At 67.9% G+C, this 19187-nt stretch carries 15 protein-coding genes; 4 read left to right on the forward strand and 11 right to left on the reverse strand.

All coding sequences use genetic code 11. From position 1 onward, the window contains the following. Window positions 1–2: 2 nt before the first annotated feature. Complete coding sequence (locus tag U4Y91_RS32030) at window positions 3–974, reverse strand: dipeptidase (RefSeq protein WP_006756079.1); 972 nt, start codon at window positions 972–974, stop codon at window positions 3–5. A gap of 41 nt (window positions 975–1015) precedes the next feature. Continuing rightward, entirely contained in the window at window positions 1016–2290 is a 1275-nt protein-coding gene (locus U4Y91_RS32035; RefSeq protein ID WP_321808413.1) for a serine hydroxymethyltransferase, read from the reverse strand. A 369-nt stretch (window positions 2291–2659) separates the two neighbouring features. Here U4Y91_RS32035 and U4Y91_RS32040 point away from each other — a divergent pair, with 369 nt between their 5' ends. Beyond that, on the forward strand, window positions 2660–3775 hold the full coding sequence (locus tag U4Y91_RS32040) for a GlxA family transcriptional regulator (RefSeq protein ID WP_321808480.1): 1116 nt from the start codon (window positions 2660–2662) through the stop codon (window positions 3773–3775). Window positions 3776–3829: 54 nt separating this feature from the next. Here U4Y91_RS32040 and U4Y91_RS32045 read toward each other — a convergent pair whose 3' ends face one another. After that, complete coding sequence (locus tag U4Y91_RS32045; protein WP_321808414.1) at window positions 3830–5242, reverse strand: discoidin domain-containing protein; 1413 nt, start codon at window positions 5240–5242, stop codon at window positions 3830–3832. Window positions 5243–5525: 283 nt separating this feature from the next. Between U4Y91_RS32045 and U4Y91_RS32050 the strand changes: the two genes are divergently transcribed. Both U4Y91_RS32050 and U4Y91_RS32055 read left to right on the forward strand, forming a co-directional pair. Then, window positions 5526–6947, forward strand: a complete 1422-nt coding sequence (locus U4Y91_RS32050; RefSeq protein WP_321808415.1) for a PLP-dependent aminotransferase family protein — start codon at window positions 5526–5528, stop codon at window positions 6945–6947. An 8-nt stretch (window positions 6948–6955) separates the two neighbouring features. Further along, on the forward strand, window positions 6956–7792 hold the full coding sequence (locus tag U4Y91_RS32055) for an ATP-dependent serine protease (protein WP_321808416.1): 837 nt from the start codon (window positions 6956–6958) through the stop codon (window positions 7790–7792). A gap of 278 nt (window positions 7793–8070) precedes the next feature. Here the strand turns inward: U4Y91_RS32055 and fdhA are convergent, their stop codons facing one another. From fdhA to U4Y91_RS32095, 8 genes are all read right to left on the reverse strand, one after another. Beyond that, window positions 8071–9267 (reverse strand): formaldehyde dehydrogenase, glutathione-independent, encoded by a 1197-nt coding sequence (gene fdhA / locus U4Y91_RS32060; RefSeq protein ID WP_006755768.1) that lies wholly within the window; start codon window positions 9265–9267, stop codon window positions 8071–8073. A 332-nt stretch (window positions 9268–9599) separates the two neighbouring features. Then, the gene (locus U4Y91_RS32065; protein ID WP_321808417.1) at window positions 9600–10790 is read right to left on the reverse strand and encodes an HlyD family efflux transporter periplasmic adaptor subunit; all 1191 of its coding nucleotides are present in this window, start codon (window positions 10788–10790) and stop codon (window positions 9600–9602) included. Beyond that, complete coding sequence (locus U4Y91_RS32070; protein WP_415750519.1) at window positions 10790–12493, reverse strand: efflux transporter outer membrane subunit; 1704 nt, start codon at window positions 12491–12493, stop codon at window positions 10790–10792. The genes U4Y91_RS32065 and U4Y91_RS32070 overlap by 1 nt, the downstream gene beginning before the upstream one ends. 8 nt (window positions 12494–12501) lie before the next feature. Further along, a complete protein-coding gene (locus tag U4Y91_RS32075; protein ID WP_321808419.1) occupies window positions 12502–13440 on the reverse strand; it encodes a glycosyltransferase family 2 protein in 939 nt (312 codons plus the stop codon). A gap of 10 nt (window positions 13441–13450) precedes the next feature. Then, entirely contained in the window at window positions 13451–15037 is a 1587-nt protein-coding gene (locus U4Y91_RS32080; protein ID WP_321808420.1) for a DHA2 family efflux MFS transporter permease subunit, read from the reverse strand. Beyond that, the gene (locus U4Y91_RS32085; protein ID WP_321808421.1) at window positions 15034–16317 is read right to left on the reverse strand and encodes a glycosyltransferase; all 1284 of its coding nucleotides are present in this window, start codon (window positions 16315–16317) and stop codon (window positions 15034–15036) included. Before U4Y91_RS32085 ends, U4Y91_RS32080 begins: the two co-directional genes overlap by 4 nt. Before the next feature lie 17 nt (window positions 16318–16334). Then, window positions 16335–16904, reverse strand: coding sequence for an isoprenylcysteine carboxylmethyltransferase family protein (locus U4Y91_RS32090; protein WP_321808422.1), 570 nt, complete (start codon window positions 16902–16904; stop codon window positions 16335–16337). A 67-nt stretch (window positions 16905–16971) separates the two neighbouring features. After that, window positions 16972–17874 carry an alpha/beta hydrolase gene (locus U4Y91_RS32095; RefSeq protein WP_321808423.1) on the reverse strand — a complete coding sequence of 301 codons (903 nt, stop codon included), beginning with the start codon at window positions 17872–17874 and terminating at the stop codon, window positions 16972–16974. A 709-nt stretch (window positions 17875–18583) separates the two neighbouring features. On the opposite strand from U4Y91_RS32095, the gene betI reads away from it, so the two are divergent. Next, window positions 18584–19168 carry a transcriptional regulator BetI gene (betI, locus tag U4Y91_RS32100; protein ID WP_321808424.1) on the forward strand — a complete coding sequence of 195 codons (585 nt, stop codon included), beginning with the start codon at window positions 18584–18586 and terminating at the stop codon, window positions 19166–19168. The last annotated feature ends 19 nt before the right edge of the window (window positions 19169–19187 follow it).

Consider the following 19187-nt stretch of genomic DNA (forward strand, 5'->3'; position numbering starts at 1 on the left):
GCTTACGCGCCCCACACGTCCTTGAACACGCGCACCCAGTTCTCGCCCATGATCTTGCGGATGCGCGACTCCTTCCAGCCGTGGCGTTCCATCGCCGCGGTCAGGTTCGGGAATTCGCCGATCGTGCGGATGCCGTCCGGGTTGATCACCTTGCCGAAGTTCGTCAGCTGGCGATAGCGGCCCTTGTCATGCGTCAGCATGTCGAAGAATTCCTTCGCGAAATCCTGCGTGAAGTCCGTGCCGATGCCGACTGCGTCTTCGCCGATCAGGTTCACGACGTAGTCGATCGCCTCGATGTAGTCGTCGATGTTCGCCTCGATACCGCGCTTCAGGAACGGCGCGAACATCGTCACGCCGACGAAGCCGCCGGCGTCGGCGATTTCCTTCAGCTGCGCGTCGCTCTTGTTGCGCGGATGTTCCTTCAGGCCCGACGGCAGGCAGTGCGAGTAGCACACCGGCTTCTTCGAGAACGCGATCGCTTCCGACGACGTGTTGCCGCCCACATGCGACAGGTCGACCATGATGCCGACGCGGTTCATCTCGGTGATCACTTCGCGGCCGAAGTCCGACAGGCCGCCGTCGCGCTCGTAGCAGCCGGTGCCGACCAGGTTCTGCGTGTTGTAGCAAAGCTGCACGACGCGCACGCCCATGTCGGCGAACGCCTCGATGTAGCCGAGGTTGTCCTCGAACGCGTGTGCGTTCTGGAAGCCGAGGATGATCCCGGTCTTGCCTTCCTTCTTCGCGCGGAAGATGTCGTCGGTCGTGCGCACGAGCGTCAGCAGCTCGCCGTTCTCGCGAATCTTCTGCTTCATCACGCCGATGTTGTCGACGGTCTTGGTGAAGTTCTCCCACACCGATACCGTGCAGTTCGCGGCCGTGATGCCGCCACGGCGCATGTCCTCGAACACCGGCTTCTCGAACTTCGAGATGTTCAGTCCGTCGATGATGATGCTGTCCTGATGCAGCGTGCTCATATCTGCTCTCGCTCGTGTGTCTGGTCTTGTGGGGGGATCGATCAGTAAATCGGGAAGCGCTCGCAAAGCGCGAAAATCTCGCGGCGCACGCGCTGTTCGGTCGCGTGGTCGCCTTCCGGGTTCGCGCGCAGCGCGTCGAACACTTCGAGAATCAGGCGGCCGACTTCGCGGAACTCCGCGACGCCGAAGCCGCGCGTCGTGCCGGCCGGCGTGCCGAGGCGGATGCCCGACGTGACGGTCGGCTTCTCGGTGTCGAACGGAATGCCGTTCTTGTTGCAGGTGATGCCCGCGCGTTCGAGCGCCTGCTCGACCGGCGCGCCCTTCAGGCCCTTCGGGCGCAGGTCGACCAGCAGCAGGTGGTTGTCGGTGCCGCCGGTGACGAGGTCGACGCCGCCCGCCTTCAGCACTTCGCCGAGGGCCTGCGCGTTCGCGAGCACGTTGTCGATGTAGGTCTTGAAGTCCGCATGCAGCACTTCGCCGAACGCGACGGCCTTGCCGGCGATCACGTGCATCAGCGGGCCGCCCTGCAGGCCGGGGAACACGGCCGAGTTGATCTTCTTCGCGATCTCTTCGTCGTTGGTCAGCACGAAGCCGCCGCGCGGGCCGCGCAGCGTCTTGTGCGTGGTCGACGTGACGACGTGCGCGTGCTCGACCGGATTCGCATGGCGGCCGGCGGCGATCACGCCCGCGATGTGCGCCATGTCGACCATCAGCTTCGCGCCGACGCTGTCGGCAATCGCACGGAAGCGGGCGAAGTCCAGCGCGCGCGGGTACGCCGAGAAGCCGGCGATGATCAGGCTCGGCTTGTGCTCGAGCGCGAGTGCCTCGACCTGGTCGTAGTCGATCCGCATCGTGTCGCGGTTCACGCCGTACTGCACGGCGTTGAACCACTTGCCCGACAGCGCCGGCTTCGCGCCGTGCGTCAGGTGGCCGCCGGCGTCCAGCGACATGCCGAGCACCGTGTCGCCCGGCTTCGCGAGCGCGAGCATCACCGAACCGTTCGCCTGCGCGCCCGAGTGCGGCTGCACGTTCGCATAGCCGGCGTTGAAGATCTGCTTCACGCGCTCGATCGCCAGCGCCTCCACCTCGTCCGCGAATTCGCAGCCGCCGTAGTAACGCTTGCCCGGATAGCCTTCCGCATACTTGTTGGTCAGCACCGAACCCTGGGCCTCCAGCACCGCGCGCGACACGATGTTTTCCGACGCGATCAGCTCGACCTGCGACTGCTGGCGCTCGAGTTCCTTCAGGATGGCGCTGCGCACCGGCGCGTCGCGCTCGGCGAGGGGCTGCGAGAAGAAAGGCTGGGTGTTCGACATAGTGCGTCCGTGACGAAGAATAAAGGGCGTGAAACCGAAGCTCGAGGCCCGCCATACCTGGGTTTCCAGCGCATCCAGTGCAAGGCTGCCGACGGCTCTATTCTTGTCGTTCGGATTTTCGACGGATTGATGAATTTAGACGCGTTCTTTACCTTTTCCGCCATGCGCGTCCGTTTTGTACAAGTGACCGGTCGTGCTTTTTGGGATGACCAGGCAAACCGGCGTGTGCAGTGCACTCGCGATTTCACCGATGGACAGGCACTTCACCGGTGCCTGTGCTGCGCGTCCCGGGTGCAGCGCAGCCCGCTTACGGTGCAGTGCAGCATTCGCCCCGCGCCCATACAACGTATGGAGCTAGGGTTTAGCCGTATGGCACGGTTGTTGCGCTCGCTCCCACAATACCGAAGCTCGATCCGTGCCTCGGGCCAAAAGCTATTAGAGATTCAAGGAACGCTCCCCATGTCGCCCGACCGCACAGCGTCGCTGTCCCACTTCGCGTTCATGCCTTTACCGAACTTCACGATGATCGCGTTCACCAATGCGATCGAGGTGCTTCGGATGGCGAACTACCTGAGCGGCCAGCCGCTCTACCGCTGGTCGATCATCAGCCCGGACGGCGGCCCGGTCACGGCGAGCAATGGCCTCACGGTCGACACGGGCCCGGCCGAGTGCGTCGGGCAGCCGGATATCGTATTCGTGTGCGGCGGCGTCGACGTGCAGCGCGCGACCACGCCCGCCCATCTGTCGACGCTGCGCCGCTTTGCGCGTTCGGGCATTCCGCTCGGCAGCCTGTGCACGGGCACCTATGCGCTCGCGAAGTCGGGGCTGCTCGCGGGCTACGCGTGCGCGATCCACTGGGAAAACATGTCGGCGCTGAAGGAAGAGTTTCCGGACACGCGCTTCCTGAAGGAACTGTTCGTGGTCGACCGCGATCGCATCACGTGCACGGGCGGCGTCGCGCCGCTCGACATGATGCTGAACCTGATCGCCGCGCGGGTCGGCACCCCGCGCGTCACGCAGATCGCCGAGCAGTTCATCGTCGAGCACGTGCGCGACACGAGCGCGCAACAGCGGATGCCGCTCGTCGCGCGGCTCGGCTCGGCGAACAAGTCGCTGTTCGAAGTGATTTCGCTGATGGAGAACAACATCGAGGAACCGCTGTCGCGCGAGGAGCTCGCGCGGCTCGCGAACATGTCGCAGCGTCAGCTGCAGCGCCTGTTCCGCGAACACCTCGGGATGACGCCCACGCACTATTACCTGACGCTGCGGCTGCGCCGCGCGCGCGAGCTGCTGCTGCAGACCGACATGTCGATCATGCACATCACGATGGCGTGCGGCTTCCAGTCAGCGTGCCACTTCAGCAAGAGCTATCGCGATGCGTTCGGCGTCGCGCCGACGCGCGAACGCCGCAAGCAGGTCGCGCCGCTCGCGCAGGGCGCGGCGACATCCGCGCCGGCGTATCCGGCGCATGTGATTCATGCGTGACGCTCGAGTTGCGCGATAAAAAAAGCGGCCTCGAAGGCCGCTTTTTGCTGGTGCTTACGATCCCCACACCTGCATTTCGTCGAGCGAGTACCCCCACTGCGTCGCCCGCTTCGTACCGAGCATCCGCACGTAGCGCCCCTGCGCGTTCAGGTTCGGCAGCGTGACGTGACCGTACGACACGCCGTTGTTCGTCGAGTAGACCGTCGTCCAGTTCGCGTTGTCGTTCGACGTCTGGATCTGGTACACGAGCGCGCCCGCGTCCCAGTAGAGATCGACGCTGCTGATCTTCTTCACCGCGCCGAGATCGACGGAGATCCATTGCGGATCGACGCCCGTGCCTTCCGGCGAATCCCAGCGCGTGCTGGTCGTGTTGCCGTCGAACGCCTTGTCCGCCGTCAGCGATGTGTTGTAGCTCGCCGACGCAGCAGCCGGCCGACCTTGCGACAGCAGCGTCGGCTGCGCGGCGGCCGGGCCGCCGTAGTAGCTCGAGCCGAGCTTGGCCTTGGTCGTGTCGGCATTCACGCCGAATTGCGACAGGCTCCAGCGCTGGCCGGTCGTCACGTCGCCGACGTAGAGCTGGTAGCCGCCCGCGGTCGTCGACGAGAAGAACAGGTAGTTCGTACCGCTCACCGGCGCCGGGTCCGAGTTGTTGCTCACGCAGTCGTTGAGCGACAACGCGTTCGGTGTCGACGCCGGGTCCGCGGTCTTCGAATAGATCTGGTCTGCCCCGCCGCTGTCTTTCCAGCGCGCATAGAACACCATGCCGTCGCCGCGCACGATCGGATAGTAGGTCTGCAGACCGGCCGGACGATCGAACGTGGCGGTCGCGCCGGTCGCGATCGTGCGCTTCATCAGCCCCATGTTCGAGCCGGTGCCCGTCGCGTAGTAGACGGCGCTCGCGTCCGGCGCGAGGAACGGCATCGAATATTCGGCGCCGGCCGGTGCGTTCGTCAGGCTCACGACCGACGTGAACACCGGGCCCGCGCTCGTGTACGACAGCGTGCCCTGCTTCACGTCGCCGTTCTGCTTGAACACGAGCGTCTTGCCGTCGGCGCTGAATTTCGGATCTTCGTTGCGCGTCGCACCGGTGCTGTTCGTCAGGTTGACGGGCGGCGTGCCGGCGCCGAGTTGCAGCATGAACACGTTCCATGCGCCGTTGCTGATGCCCATGAACGCGAGCCACTTGCCGTCGGGGCTGAACACGCCGTTCATCGGATCGGTGATGCCCCAGCCGCTCTTGCTCAGCTGCGTGAGCGTATGGGCCGAAAAATCGTACAGGAACAGCTGGCTCGTGCCGTCGCCGTAGTTGACGTAGCTGTGATAGACGAGCTTGCCGGTCAGCGCCGCGGGAAACGACGCGTTGGATTGAGTCGGGGGATTGCTGATGCAGGCCGCTTCGGCGGCACCGCTGGACAGGTTGAGAGCGATGCCGGCCACGAGGCCCGCAGCGAGGAACTTCGATTTCACGCTGATTGCTTCCGGGTAAGGTAAGGACACAGCGGCCCCGGTCCCGCACACGGTGCACGGGGATCACGGATCCGCCATCGGAGGGCGCGAACGCGGTATCGATCACGCATCGGGAATGAAACTTGCGCAGAATGCCTGCTCGCTCGTCTGAAGAAAAGGCTCAAAGTGAATCGAAAACAACCGGATCAGCGACAGGCGAATCAACGTTTGAGGGCGGGATTGAACGCGGCGGAGGCCGTGCTACTCTTTTTTCACGACGGCCGCGATCGGCCGGAGGGCAGGCATGAAGCGATATGCGGCGCTCGCTCAGACGATTGGCGACGCGATCCGGCGTGGCGACCTCGGGCCCGGCGCGCGTATCCCGACCGTGCGCGCAGCGTGCCGCGCTTACCGTGTAAGTCCATCCACCGTGTTTCGTGCGTACTACAAGCTCGAAAGCGAGGGCCTGATCACCGCGCGTGCGCGCTCCGGATATTTCGTTGCGAACCTGGATGACAAGCGCGTGCGCGCGGGTCACGACACGCCGCGCAAACCGGCCGCGTCGCAGCCCGGCGACAACGATGTGCTGTTCCGCTTGCTCGACTCGCTCAAATTCGACGACATCGTGCCGCTGGGTTCCGCATTCGCGAGCTATTCGCTGTTTCCGATGAGCAGCCTGTGGCGGTATGCGGCGGCGGCGGCCCGCAACATGGACCGCACGAAACTGCTGGCCGGACTGCCGCCCGGCCATGAAGCGCTGCGCCGCCAGATCGCACTCCGCTACCTGAACGCGGGCGCGTCATTGCCGATGGAAGAGATCGTCATCACGACCGGCGCGGCCGAAGCGCTGACGCTGAGCCTGCAGGCGCTCACGCGCCCCGGCGACATCGTCGCGATCGAACGTCCGGCCTACCACGCGGTACTGCAGGCCGTGCGGCGGCTGCATCTGAAGGCCATCGAAATTCCGGTGGATCCGCGCACCGGCCTCGATCTCGATGCGCTCGCCGACGCGCTCGACACGCATCCGGTGCGCGCATGCTGGTTCATGACCTCGTTCCACAACCCGACCGGCGCGACGCTGCCCGACGAGCGCAAGCGCGCGCTGATCGACCTGCTCGCGTCGCACCGCGTGCCGCTGATCGAGGACGACGTGTTCGGCGAACTGCACTTCGGCCCGACGCCCACGCGGCCCGCGAAGCTGTACGACGAAAGCGGGCTGGTGCTGCATTGCGGGTCGTTCTCGAAGTGCCTCGCGCCCGGTTTCCGGGTCGGCTGGGTCGCGGCCGGACGCTACGTGAAGCAGATCAGGCAGGTGAAGAACGCGAGCGCACCGGCGGCCGATGTGCCCGCGCAGATGGCCGTATCCCGCTACCTGCTCGACGGCGCGTACGACCGCTTCCTGCGCAGGCTCCGCCGCAACCTGGCCGCGCACCAGGCGCAGATGCTGGCGGCCGTCCGCGCGCACTTCCCGCCCGACACGGCGGTGCATGCCCCGCGCGGCGGGTATTTCCTGTGGATCGAATTGCCGCCGCACGTGGATGCGATGCAGTTGTTCGGCGACGCGATGAAAAGCGGCGTCAGCCTCGCGCCCGGGCCGATTTTTTCCATGACGGGCGCCTTTCACCGCTACGTCCGGCTGAACTACGGCCGGCCGTGGACCCCTGCCGTCGAGGACGCGATGCAGACCCTCGGGACGCTCGCGCGGCGGCAACGACAGACGAGGTAGCAACGACCATGCAAGTCCTGCCCATCCGGAAAGTCCGCACGCGCGACACGTTGCGCGGCGCACTGAACCTGCACGCCGAGCCGCGCGATGCCGTCAGCCAGCGCTGCCGGCAATGCGGCTTCATGGCATTCCGCGCCACCGAGCAGTGCCCCGTCTGCGGACTGGGGGACTGGCCGTTCGCGCCGCTGCGCGAACCGAGCGAACCGAGCGAACCGAGCGACCAGAGCAACCGGAGCGACGAAGCGCAGGCCGCGCCGGCCGCTCCTCCGCACGACGCGCTCGCCGTCCCGACATGGTCGTCGCGCATCGGCGCCGCGGTGCGCAGCGCGGCGATCCGGCGGCCGAGCGCGTCGAGCGCGCCGCTGCTGAGCATCCTGACCCTCGTGCTGCTGGTCGGCGGCTATGTGACGTTCGACCGGACGTGCAAGGCCGACCCGGTCTGTCGCGGCCAGGGCGCGCCGCGGCCAGCGGCAAACGACGCCAGTCTGCATGCAGCTGATGCGCTGACGTTGCCGGTCGTGCCCGCGCCCGTCTATGCGTTTCATCCGGCCGACCGCCCGGCGCTCGACACCGATCGGCTTGCCGCCGCTGACCGGCTGGACGCAACCGATCGAGCAGGCTATGCCGGCACGAGCCGACACATGACCGGACGCACGGCAACGACGGTCGCGCGGCACGCACCGGCGGTGCGCGCGCGCAGCGGTACTCGCGTCGTCAACTGGAAAGGCGGCGCTACCGCGACGCGACACGCGCACGCGATCCGCCGCGTAAGCCTGCATACGCGCCACGGTCGGCGCGCGACGGCAAGCGCGACCCAAGTGGCAATGGTCTATCGCGCGCACTGAGCGCCGGGCGCGCCGGAATTCGGCGCGATCGCGGCCGCGATGCTGTCGTACGGAATCGCCGCAGACGACTCGAAGCGCGAGCCGGCGAGCGTCCGGCCGTTCGTGTCGGCGTTCGGCAGCCGGTTGGTCGCGGCAATCGTACTCGTGCCGCATGCTATTTCGCAGCAATCGCGGGCTGCGGCGATCGGGGTTAGCCTGCGCCGGCAGCGCCCGCCCATAGCGAAAACGGGCGGCACCGTTTCCGGTGCCGCCCGCTTCATGTTCCGCGCGTTCGTGCGTCAGGCCGCCAGCAAGCCGTGCGGATCGATCACGAATTTGCGCGGCGCGCCGCCGTCGAACTTCTTGTAGCCTTCCGGTGCCTGATCGAGCGAGATCACCTCGACGTTGACGATCTTCGCGATCGGCAGACGATCGAACAGGATGGCCTGCATCAGGTTGCGGTTGTACTTCAGCACCGGCGTCTGGCCCGTGAAGAACGAATGCGACTTCGCCCAGCCGAGGCCGAAGCGGATGCTCAGGCTGCCGTGCTGCGCGGCCTTGTCCTTCGCGCCCGGATCGTCCGTCACGTACAGGCCCGGAATGCCGATCGCGCCGGCAGGACGCGTGATTTCCATCAGCGAGTTCAGCACCGTCGCGGGCGCTTCCTCGGAATGGCCCGACGAACCGTGGCCGTGCGCCTCGAAGCCGACGCAGTCGACCGCGCAGTCGATCTCCGGCACGCCGAGGATCTGCTCGATCTGCTCGCCGAGCGACGCGTCCTTCGACAGGTCAACCGTCTCGAAGCCCATCGCCCGCGCGTGCGCGAGGCGTTCCTCGTTCATGTCGCCGACAATCGTGACCGCCGCGCCGAGCAGGCGCGCCGATGCGGCCGCCGCCATCCCGACCGGGCCCGCGCCCGCGATGTAGACCGTCGAGCCCGGCTTCACGCCCGCGCTCACCGCGCCGTGATAACCGGTCGGCAGAATGTCGGACAGGCAGGTCAGGTCGCGGATCTTCGCCATCGCCTGGTCGCGATCCGGGAATTTCAGCAGGTTGAAGTCGGCGTACGGCACGAGCACATACTCGGCCTGGCCGCCGATCCAGCCGCCCATGTCGACGTAGCCGTATGCGCCGCCGGCTCGCGACGGGTTCACGTTCAGGCACACGCCCGTATGCGTGTCCTTGCACATCGCGCAGCGGCCGCACGCGACGTTGAACGGCACCGACACGAGATCGCCGAGCTTCAGCGTCTCGACGTCGCGGCCCACCTCGACCACTTCGCCCGTGATCTCGTGACCGAGCACGAGGCCGACCGGCGCGGTCGTGCGGCCGCGCACCATGTGCTGGTCGGAACCGCAGATGTTCGTGCTCACCACTTTCAGGATCACGCCGTGGCCGATCGCGCGGCCGGTCGGATCGACCATCTTCGGATAATCGATCTTCTGAACTTCGACCTTGCCCGGCCCAAGATAGACGACACCTCGATTGCTACTCATCGTATTGTCTCCATGTCTCGTTGGATGGCGCTGCTGTGCGCCGGCAGATGCGGTGCTACGCAACGTGCTGTTCGAGAGTAGTCCCGGAGGTGGGGGCGTCGATGTCTCAAACGCGACACGCGTTTGATCGGTGCCGACATCGGTGGCGGAAATGCGAAAGTCGGGCCGGAAAAGGGGTGCGGGGCGGGGGTTGGGGGGAAGGCTGGGATGCCGGGCTGGGGGCTGCAGGGGATGCGGGCCGCGAGGCCGCCGGAGCCGCCGATCGTCGCGAACGACCCGCCAATCCGTGCGTTGGTCGGGTGCGCCGGCCACCCGCCCCGGCCCGCCGCCTGTCACCCGCCCTGATTCTCGCGGACGATCGCGGCAGCAGCCGCTTCCGCGTCGCTCGCGACGCCGTCGTGCATGCGCGTGCTGACGGCCGGCGTCGGCGGCTCGCTGTCGAGCGCATGGCCGTCGCGGTTGCGCGTATCGACCGTCACGCGCATCGACAGCCCGACCCGCAGCGGATGCGCGGCCAGATCGCGCGGATCGAGCGCGATCACGACCGGCACGCGCTGCACGACCTTGATCCAGTTGCCGGCCGCGTTCTGCGACGGCAGCATCGAGAACGCGCTGCCGGTGCCGGCCGAGAAGCCCTGCACGCGGCCGCGATAGACGACGCGCGACCCGTACAGGTCCGACACCACGTCGACCGGCTGGCCGACGCGCATGTGACGGATCTGCCCTTCCTTGAAATTCGCCTCGATCCACAGCCGGTTCAGCTGCACGATCGACATCAGCGGCACGCCGGGCCCGACCTGCTGGCCGGCCTGCACCGAACGCTGGCCGATCGTGCCGTCGACCGGCGCGACGATCGTCGTGCGCTTCAGGTTCCGGTACGCGAGCTTGAACTGCGCGGCCGCCTGCACGACGGCCGGGTTCTCGTCGAACGGCAGCTTGCTGCCGAGCGCGCGCGCGGCGTCGAGCTGCGCCTGCGCGGCCGCGAGGTTCGCCTGGGCGCCGGCGACCGCCGCGCGGGCGCGCGCCAGCTCCTCCGGCGCGACGATCTCGACCGACGCGCCCGAACGCGCGGCAAGCGCGCGCTGCGCGAGCGACAGGTCGGCCTGGCGCGCGTTCACGGCTGCCACGTACATCGTGTTCGAGATCTTCGCGTTCGCGACCTGCCGCACGGCCTGCGCGAGCTGCGCCTTCGCCTGCGCGAACGCGACGGACGCTTCCGTGTCGTCGAGCCGCACGAGCGTCTGCCCGGCGCGCACGGCCTGCGTATCGGCGACCAGCACGTCGGTCACGGCGCCCGGGATCTGTGCGGCGACCTGCACGATGCTGCCGGCGACGTACGCGTCGTCGGTGTCCTCGTAATAGCGGTCGCGTAGCAGCCAGAACGCGATCCAGACGAGCGCAGCGAGCATCACGACCGCGAAGAACAGCATGAAGCGCTTGCGGCGCGTCGCGCGGCGTGCGTCGAGTGCCGGGGCGTCCAGGGCGGCCGGCTGCGCGGCGGTATGAAGGTTGTCGTGGTGCATCAGTCGCTTTGCGTAACGATCAGGCGGTCATGCTGGAACAGGGGGAGCGCGGACGCGCGCGTGTCGGCGGCGACGGTGGGGGCCGCGCGCCGCACTTGCGCACTGGTGTCCGCCGCGTTGCCGCGGGCAGCGGCATTCGCCGTCGCGCCGCGTTTCGTCCGCGCGCCTTGCGCGGTACGCGCTGCGGGCATCGCCGCACCCGCAGTCGTTGCGCTCGCATCGAACCCGCCGCCGAGCGCGCCGACCAGCCCGACGCGCAGCGTCCGCTGCCGCCCGAGCAGCGCGATCAGCTGCGCGCGCTCGTCGATCAGCGTAAGGTCCGCGACATCGACATCCTTCTGCATCAGCACGCCGCGCCGATGGCGGTCGGCCGCGATCTGCACGATCTTCTGCGCGGCGGCGACGGCATCCTGCTGCTGCACGACGAGCGTCTGCGCGGTCTGCAGCGACGTGACGATTTGCGCGACCTGCCCGAGCGCGTCGTCGACGGTCTTGTTGTACAGCCCGATCGCGACATCGGCCTGCGCGACGTCCGCGCCGAGCTTCGCCTTCAGCCGGCCGCGATCGAACACCGGCAGCGAGATCGCCGGGCCGACGGAGCCGGCGAGCGAATCACGCGAGAACAGCGACGCGGGCGTCAGCGCGAACACGCCGCCGAGCGCGACGAGGTTCACGTCCGGATAGAACTGCGCGCGCGTCGAATCGGCATTCGCGAACGCGGCTTCGACGCGCAGCCGCGCGGCGACGATGTCGGGCCGGCGGCCGAGCAGATCGGCCGGCAGCCGCGCGGGCAGCGCGCCGCCGGGGAACGCGCCGACGCGCGGCCGCTGCAACGCGAGCCCGCGCTCCGGCCCACGGCCGGACAGCACGCCGAGCTGCAATTGCGCGAGCTTGATCTGCTCGTCGTTCAGCGCGATCTGTTCGAGCAGACGGCTGCGCTTGATCGACGCGTCGCTCGCGTCGTACGCATTGTCGAGGCCGCGCGCGGTGCGCTCGCGCAGCACGGCCGTCACGCGCTGGCTGATCTTCAGCTTCTGCTGCAGCAAGTCGCGCACCGCGTACGCCTGGTCGAGCTGGCAATACACGGTGACGATCGCGACCGCGAGCGTGAGCCGCACCTGCTCGGCCTCGACACCGGCCGCGTCGCGCAGCGACATCAGGCTCTTGGTCGCCGCGCGGTTCTTGCCCCACAGGTCGAGCTGGTAGTTCAGCCCGACGAACACCGACGACGGCGACACGACCGGATCGCCGAAGATCTCGACCGGCACGCGATAACCGCCCGCCGTCACGTCGGCGATGTCGCCCGGCTTCGGCATCCGCGCGCGGCTGACCGTCGCGCCGGCCGTGCCCGTCAAGCCCGTCAGCGAATCGAACTGCTGAAGCTGCGACTGCGCGATCCGCAGCCGCGCCTGCGCGACCTGCAGATCCGGATTGTTCTGCGAAGCCTCTGCGACCAGCGCGTCGAGCTGCGGATCCTGCAGCTGCTTCACCCAGTCGGGCGCAGGCCATGCGCCATCCGCGCCGGGCCCCGCGGTGCGAGCAAGCGCGTCGCCGACCGGTGCGCGCAGCGACAGCGACGGCAGGAACCCCGACGGCACGCAGCCGCCCAGCGCCAGCAGCGCGGCGGCCGCGACGATCGCGCAGCCGCCCTGCCCGCGCCGCGCCGGCCGGGCCGCTCGCGCCGCTTTCATGATGCGTTCCATCGCCGCCCTCACCCCTGCTGGACGCGCCGCGCGCGTGCGGCGAGACGCGGCCGCGTGCGCTCGAGCGGACCGAGCCGCCCGAACAGGCCGTCGGCGATGCCGAACGCGATGCCTGCGAGCTTGGCGCGCTTGTCGCGCTCGACGAGCGCGATCTGCACGACCTGCCACACGGTCAGCAGGTTCGGCACGATCGCCACCGGAAAGCGCAACCCGTACTGCATCCCGAGCTGCACCGCATTGCGTGCGCTGTAGTAGCGCCGTTGCCACGAGTGATTCATCGACGTCATTTCGAAAGGGCCGAACGCGTGCCGCTGCTTCGCGCCGATCCGGTGCGGCAGCACCAGCGACGGCACGACGTAGAGCGGCACGTTGCGCGCGAGCGCGCGGAAGCTGTACTCGGTATCGACGTGATCGATGAACAGCGTCTCGTCGAAGCGGCCGAGCACGTCGAACGCGGCGCGCGACACGACGCAGCCCGACGAGATCAGGAACGCGCAGCGCTGCGGCGGCGCGTCGGGCGCGAGACGCAGCCGGCGCAACGCGATCCCGTCCGTCGCGAGTTCGGGCAGGAAGCTGCGCGCGTTCTCGTCGAAGATGCGCGGGCCGGCCAGGAACGCGCGCCCCGCGAGCCCCGTGCAGGCGTCGCGCATCGTCGCGAAGTAACCGGCCGGCACCGATGAATCCTGGTCGAACAGCGCGACCGCGTCTACGTCGTCGCGAAACAGCGCCGCGAGCCCGGCGTTGTAGGCGCCCGCGATTCCGCCGCGATTGCCGTGATGCAGCAGCGCGATGCCGCCGCGCGCGCACACCTCGCGAGCGCGCGCATCGGGCTGCGGCGTGTTGTCGACCACCAGCAGCGCGTCGCATGCATGCCGCCACGCGCCGAGCGCCGCGAGCTGCGCTTCGGTCGGGTGATACAGGATCACGAGTGCGCCGAGTGTCGTCATGCCGCTCTCCTCAATGTCCGAACGAAGCGGCCGCGCCGCGCTTCGGCCGCGTCAGCCACATCATCGCGGCGAGCACGAGGCAGGTCATGCTCGCCATCCAGAACATGTCGCCCGTCGCCATCATGTACGCCTGCTGCATCACGACCTGATGCAGCGTGGATAGCTCGCGCACGCCGTCCACGCCCATCGCGTTCAGCGTGTGCACGAAGCGCTGCGTGTTCGCCGACGCGTGCGTGACCGATTGCGACACGACGTCGTAGTGATAGGTCGCGCGGTTGTCCCACAGCGTCACGCTCATCGCGGTGCCGAATGCGGCGGACAGCGTGCGCAGGAAGTTCGACAGGCTCGACGCGGCCGCGAGCCGGTCGTCCGGGATGCGCGACAGCGTCGCGGCCGTCAGCGGAATGAAGAAACACGGCAGCCCGATCCCCTGGATCAACCCCGGCGCGGCGATCTGCGCGAACGTCATCTTCAGCGTGAAATGCGCGTCCCATGCGAGCACGGCCGAAAATATCAGGAATCCGAACGTCGCAAGCACACGCGCGTCGAAGCGATGGGCGTGCAGGCCGACGAGAATCGAGAACACCAGCGCGAGCACGCCGAGCGACGCGGTGGCGAGCCCCGCATGGAACGCGTTGTAGCCCATCACCGCCTGCATCCACAGCGGGAACACGACGCCCACCACCGAGAAGCTCATCATCCCGAGCGAGATGATCAGCACGCAGAACGAGAACGTGCGGTCGCGAAACAGGCTCAGGTCGACGACCGGATGCGCGTCGCCCGCCTCCCAGATCAGCAGCGACACGATCGCGAGCCCCGCGACCACCGCGAGGGTGACGATCAGCGGCGAATCGAACCAGCCCTTGTCGTGGCCGAGATCGAGCATCGCCTGCAGCGAACCGACGCCGATCACGAGCAGCACGATGCCCGGCACGTCGATCGGGCCGGCCGCGCCGCGCTGCGCGTCGGGGCGCAGCATCGCGGTGCAGACGGCGAACGAGAACAGCCCGATCGGCAAATTGATCAGGAAGATCCACGGCCACGAGAAGCTGTCGACGATCCAGCCGCCGACCACCGGCCCGAAGATCGGCGCGAGCAGCACCGTCATCGCCCACAGCGCGAGTGCGACGGTGCGCTTGTCCGGCGGGAACGTGCGCAGCAGGATCGTCTGCGACAGCGGCACCATCGGCCCCGAGCACAGCCCCTGCAGCGCGCGGCAGACCACCAGCACGTGCAGGTCGCGCGCGAGCCCGCACAGCAGCGACGTCAGCGTGAACAGCAGCACCGCGCCGACGAACAGCCGCAGCTCGCCGACGCGCCGCGCGAGCCAGCCGGTCAGCGGCACCGCGATCGCGGCCGCGACCGAATACGAGCTGATCACCCACGTGCCCTGGCTGTTCGAGACGCCGAGACTGCCGGAGATCGCCGGCACCGCGACGTTCGTCACGGTCGAGTCGAGCACTTCGATGAAGGTGGCGAGCGACAGCGCGAACGTCAGCAGCGCGAGCCGCGCGCCGCGCACCGGCGGTGCGGCGGGTGCGGGTTCGCGTGCATCGACGGCGGCGGGCGCGTCCTGAAGCGGCGCTGCGGTGCTCATGCGCCCGCCGTCGCGAGGTAGGCCTGCACCCGCGCGCGTCCGTGGTTCGGTGCGAAGCGCTCGATGAAATCGGCGGCGCGCTCGCAGCCGTCCGGCGCCGCATCGATCAGCGCACGCGTGCGTTCCGCATGCACCGCGAATTCGGGCTCATCCAGCACGCGCGCGAGCGCCGCACCGAGACGCGCGCCGTCGACGGGGCCGTCGATGCGCACGCCGGCGCCGCTCGCCGCGACGCGCTGCGCATTGTCGAACTGGTCGTGCGCGAACGGCGTCACGACCTGCGGGATCCCGGCTTCGAACGCGAGCGCCGCCGTGCCGATCCCGCCGTGATGCACGAGCGCGCGGCAACGCGGCAGCAGCGTGCGCATCGGCACGAAGCGGCGCACCAGCAGCCGGTCGCCGTCCGGTGCCGCATCGTGCGGGCTCAGCAGGATGCCGCGCGCGCCGGTGGCATGCAGCGCGTCCGCGACCGCGCGCGCATACGCGGCGTGATCCACCCGCGTCGACCCGGCCGTGAACACGACGGGCCGCTCACCGGCCGCGAGAAACGCGTCGAGCGCGCGATCGTCGTCGGGCGTCGCAATGTCGTTGAACAGCGGAAAGCCGCTTTGCAGAAGACCGGCCGGCCAGTCGCGCTGCGCCGGTGCGAACCAGTCGGGAAACAGGCACAGCACGCCGTCGGTCGAATGCAGCCAGCGGCCGAGCACGCGCCGCGCGGGCGCGAGCCCGAGGTCGCGGCGCACCGCGTTGAGCGCCGGCCCGCACACGCGGTCGAGCACCTGCCGCTCGATCAGCGTCATCAGCGCCGCCTTCACCGGCAGCGGCCAGCGCGCGGGGATCGTGAGGCGCGGATGCGTCGGCGGCACGTGCGCGGACAGCAGCGTCGACGGCGACACCTGCACCGACACGTACGGCGTGCCGTGCAGCTCCTGCATGAAGCGCGCGGAAAATGCCCACAGCGTGCCGACCAGCACGGTGTCGCGATCGGTCAGTGCACGCAGCGCGTCGTAGTGCGGGCGCAGCACGGGCGCGATCACCTGCCACAGCGTGCGGAACGACGTGCGCGGATCCCACAGTGCCGGGTTCGCCATCGCGGCCTCGTACTCGGCCGCGGTGCCGACCGGCACGAACGTGAAGCCGCAGCGGCGCGCGGCCGCCTCGAACGGCGGATGCGTGCAGAACACGACGTCGTGGCCGCGCGTCGCGAGCGCGCGCGCGACGCCGAGCAGCGGGTGCACGTCGCCCGCCGAGCCGATCGCGGTCACGATCACCTTCGCCATCGCGCGCCTCGCGGGAGTCAGTAGAAGCCGGGGATCAGCGCCGCGACCTCGCGGCGGTACTGCGCGTACGCCGGCCCGAAATGGCCGGTCAGCCAGCTCTCCTCGACGCGCACCTTGTACGCGAGCGACGCGAACACGAGCGCGACGCCGAGCGCGCCGCGCCACTCGCCGCCGATCAGCGCGGCGCCCGCCAGCGCGATCAGGCAGCCGGTGTAGATCGGATGACGCACGAGGCCGTACGGGCCGGTGCGAACGAGTTCGTGGTTTTCCTTCAGCGTGACCGACACACTCCAGTTCGTGCCGAGATGCAGCCGCGCCCACACGGAGAACAGCAGCCCCGCGACGAGCACCGCGAGCCCGCATTGCGCCTGCAGGCCGAAGCGCTGCCAGTCGGGCACGAGCGCCTGCCACGACGGATCGGGCAGGATGATCAGCGCGCCGCCGACGATCAGCGGAATCGACTGCAGCGTGCGCGAGCGCGACGCCTCCTTGCGCACGGTCGTCTTCACGGCCTGCGACGTCGCGATCCAGTAGGCGAGCCAGACGGCCCACGGAACGACGATGGCGATGGTCTGAACGATATTCACGGCTGGCCTGCCTCGTGTGGATGAGAATTCGGATGTAGCCGGTGCGCCCGGTGCGCGACGTGCTGCGTCATGACGACAGCGCCGGCATCTGCGCGGACACGCACGCATGCGCGGCACCGAGCGCGATGCCCGCGGCAGCGGGCGGCGCGTCGCAGAAGAAGTCGAGCAGCGCCGCACGTGTGGCTTCGCGCTGCGCGCGGCCTTCGATGTCGAGGAAATGGCCGGCGTCGGGAATCGTCGCGAAGCGTGCGCGCGGCACGTGCGCAGCCAGCTGGCGAACGTCCGCCGGCGTCGTGTATTCGTCGCGCTCGCCGTTCAGGAACAGCAGCTCGCAGCCGATGTTCGAGAACTCGCTCAGGTAGCGCTCCGGCTGCAGCGACAGGATCTGGTCGACGTGGAACGCGACCTGGTCCTGCTCGTCGCGCGGCAGGCGCGTCAGATACCGGTAGTTGTACAGCTTCATGATGCGCGGCAGGTAGCGGCCGACCGTATCGTTCAGCAGCTGCGCGGCCTTCAGGTTCTCGCCGGCCGCGATGTGGTTGCGGGCGCGCGTCACGTAGTCGACCATCGCGTCGTTCAGGAACGGCGAGAACGAGCAGATCGCCGCGCGCCGCACGCTCGGGCAGCCGCGCGCGAGCGCGAACAGCGACGCCACGCCGCCCCACGATACCGACACGAGGAACGCGGGCGCGAAACGCTCGACCAGATGCTGGAGGATCGCGGCCTCGTCGTCCTTGGTCAGGATGAAGCAGCCGGGGTTGTGCTGGCGCGACTGCCCCGCGTACGGCAGGTCGAAGCAGATCGTGTTCATCCGCTCGCCGAGATACTGGACGGTCTGCCCGAACGAGGCGGTCGTCGCGAGCGCGCCGTTGACGAGCATCGTCGTGTCGAACGACGGATCGAACACGTTCCGTTCGACGTAGACCTTCAGACCATTCGGTAGCGGGACCACGTGTTTTTCGGTCGGCATCGTCGTTCTCCGGTGGATGCGGCGTCTCGGCGTCGCGGCATGCTGCAGGTGCGCAATGGCGGGCGCCGGCCCGGTCGCGGTCGTTGGCCGCGCCCATTGCCGACGCACCGCGGAAATAACCCGCGGCGCCGATTCATTCCTTGTGGTGCGGCGCCATACTAATACGGGCAATATTACTTACTCAAGTCATTCCAACGATCCCCTCTACTCCATCTGGAAATACGCCCGATTCGAATATTTTTGGCATTTTTTATGGTATGCAGAATCGATCGAAACGTGTCGGCAATCGTTTGCGAGCGAGCCCCCAATCAGCCATGCGACCCAATCATTTCCTTTAAATTCAAATAGATATAAAGTTTAAATCGACCGATTGAAACGAATTTTCGGAAAATAGTGCTCCCAGCGCCAGACATTCGAATTCCCGGATTTCCGCGAATTTCACATAGCTCGACATTCTTTCGACCAGTAATAAATCGAATCCGGAAACATTCGCAACTCTTTACCGAAATCGTTTTAAACAAACTTCAAATTATTTAACCACCTTTCAATTGGTTTTTCCGCACCTGCACAATCGCGGCGGCATCATCGGCTTGCTTCCTCCGTCCTTCCATCTACCGTCCGACCCTGCTTTTTTATTGATTGAACGGTCAATAAAAAACCGCTAAGCTCTCGACTTCCAGGAACGGCCCGTCCGGGCGAAGGAGTCGCGATGCCGAAAGTCGGAATGCGGGAGATTCGTCGCGCGCAGTTGATCGACGCGACGCTGCGCTCGATCGACGAGGCCGGCCTGCCCGGCACGACGCTCGCCTCGGTCGCGCAGCGCGCAAACATCTCGACGGGTATCGTCAGCCACTACTTCGGCGACAAGGACGGCCTGCTCGAAGCCACGATGCGGCACGTGCTGCGCGATCTGTGGGCGGCCACCACGCGCCGCCGCGTCGCCGCCCGCAAGGACCCGCGCTCCCGGCTGCGCGCGATCGCCGCCGCGAACTTCGACGTCACGCAGGTCAGCACGCCCGTGATGAAGACCTGGCTCGCGTTCTGGTCGCAGAGCATGCACGACGCAATGCTCAAGCGCCTGCAGCACGTGAACACGCGGCGCCTCCATTCGAACCTGTGCGCGGAATTCGCCAAGGCGCTGCCGCGCGCGAAAGCACGGCAAGCCGCCAGCGGCCTCGCCGCGCTGATCGACGGCCTGTGGCTGCGCGGCGCGCTCGCCGGCGGCCCGATCGACACCCGGGCTGCACTGAAGCTCACCCACGATTACATCGACCTGCTGCTCGCGTCCGACTGACGCGTCACGCACTCGCCCT

It is taken from the genome of Burkholderia sp. BCC1993, assembly GCF_905339865.1.
Classification (GTDB): domain Bacteria; phylum Pseudomonadota; class Gammaproteobacteria; order Burkholderiales; family Burkholderiaceae; genus Burkholderia.

What these genes read in the sequence shown, in the direction of transcription:
- U4Y91_RS32030 (WP_006756079.1), bottom strand. Translation starts at nt 974, where the DNA reads ATGAGCACGCTGCATCAGGACAGCATCATCATCGACGGACTGAACATC.
- U4Y91_RS32035 (WP_321808413.1), bottom strand. Translation starts at nt 2,290, where the DNA reads ATGTCGAACACCCAGCCTTTCTTCTCGCAGCCCCTCGCCGAGCGCGAC.
- U4Y91_RS32040 (WP_321808480.1), top strand. Translation starts at nt 2,660, where the DNA reads ATGGCACGGTTGTTGCGCTCGCTCCCACAATACCGAAGCTCGATCCGT.
- U4Y91_RS32050 (WP_321808415.1), top strand. Translation starts at nt 5,526, where the DNA reads ATGAAGCGATATGCGGCGCTCGCTCAGACGATTGGCGACGCGATCCGG.
- U4Y91_RS32055 (WP_321808416.1), top strand. Translation starts at nt 6,956, where the DNA reads ATGCAAGTCCTGCCCATCCGGAAAGTCCGCACGCGCGACACGTTGCGC.
- fdhA (WP_006755768.1), bottom strand. Translation starts at nt 9,267, where the DNA reads ATGAGTAGCAATCGAGGTGTCGTCTATCTTGGGCCGGGCAAGGTCGAA.
- U4Y91_RS32065 (WP_321808417.1), bottom strand. Translation starts at nt 10,790, where the DNA reads ATGCACCACGACAACCTTCATACCGCCGCGCAGCCGGCCGCCCTGGAC.
- U4Y91_RS32070 (WP_415750519.1), bottom strand. Translation starts at nt 12,493, where the DNA reads ATGGAACGCATCATGAAAGCGGCGCGAGCGGCCCGGCCGGCGCGGCGC.
- U4Y91_RS32075 (WP_321808419.1), bottom strand. Translation starts at nt 13,440, where the DNA reads ATGACGACACTCGGCGCACTCGTGATCCTGTATCACCCGACCGAAGCG.
- U4Y91_RS32080 (WP_321808420.1), bottom strand. Translation starts at nt 15,037, where the DNA reads ATGAGCACCGCAGCGCCGCTTCAGGACGCGCCCGCCGCCGTCGATGCA.
- U4Y91_RS32085 (WP_321808421.1), bottom strand. Translation starts at nt 16,317, where the DNA reads ATGGCGAAGGTGATCGTGACCGCGATCGGCTCGGCGGGCGACGTGCAC.
- U4Y91_RS32095 (WP_321808423.1), bottom strand. Translation starts at nt 17,874, where the DNA reads ATGCCGACCGAAAAACACGTGGTCCCGCTACCGAATGGTCTGAAGGTC.
- betI (WP_321808424.1), top strand. Translation starts at nt 18,584, where the DNA reads ATGCCGAAAGTCGGAATGCGGGAGATTCGTCGCGCGCAGTTGATCGAC.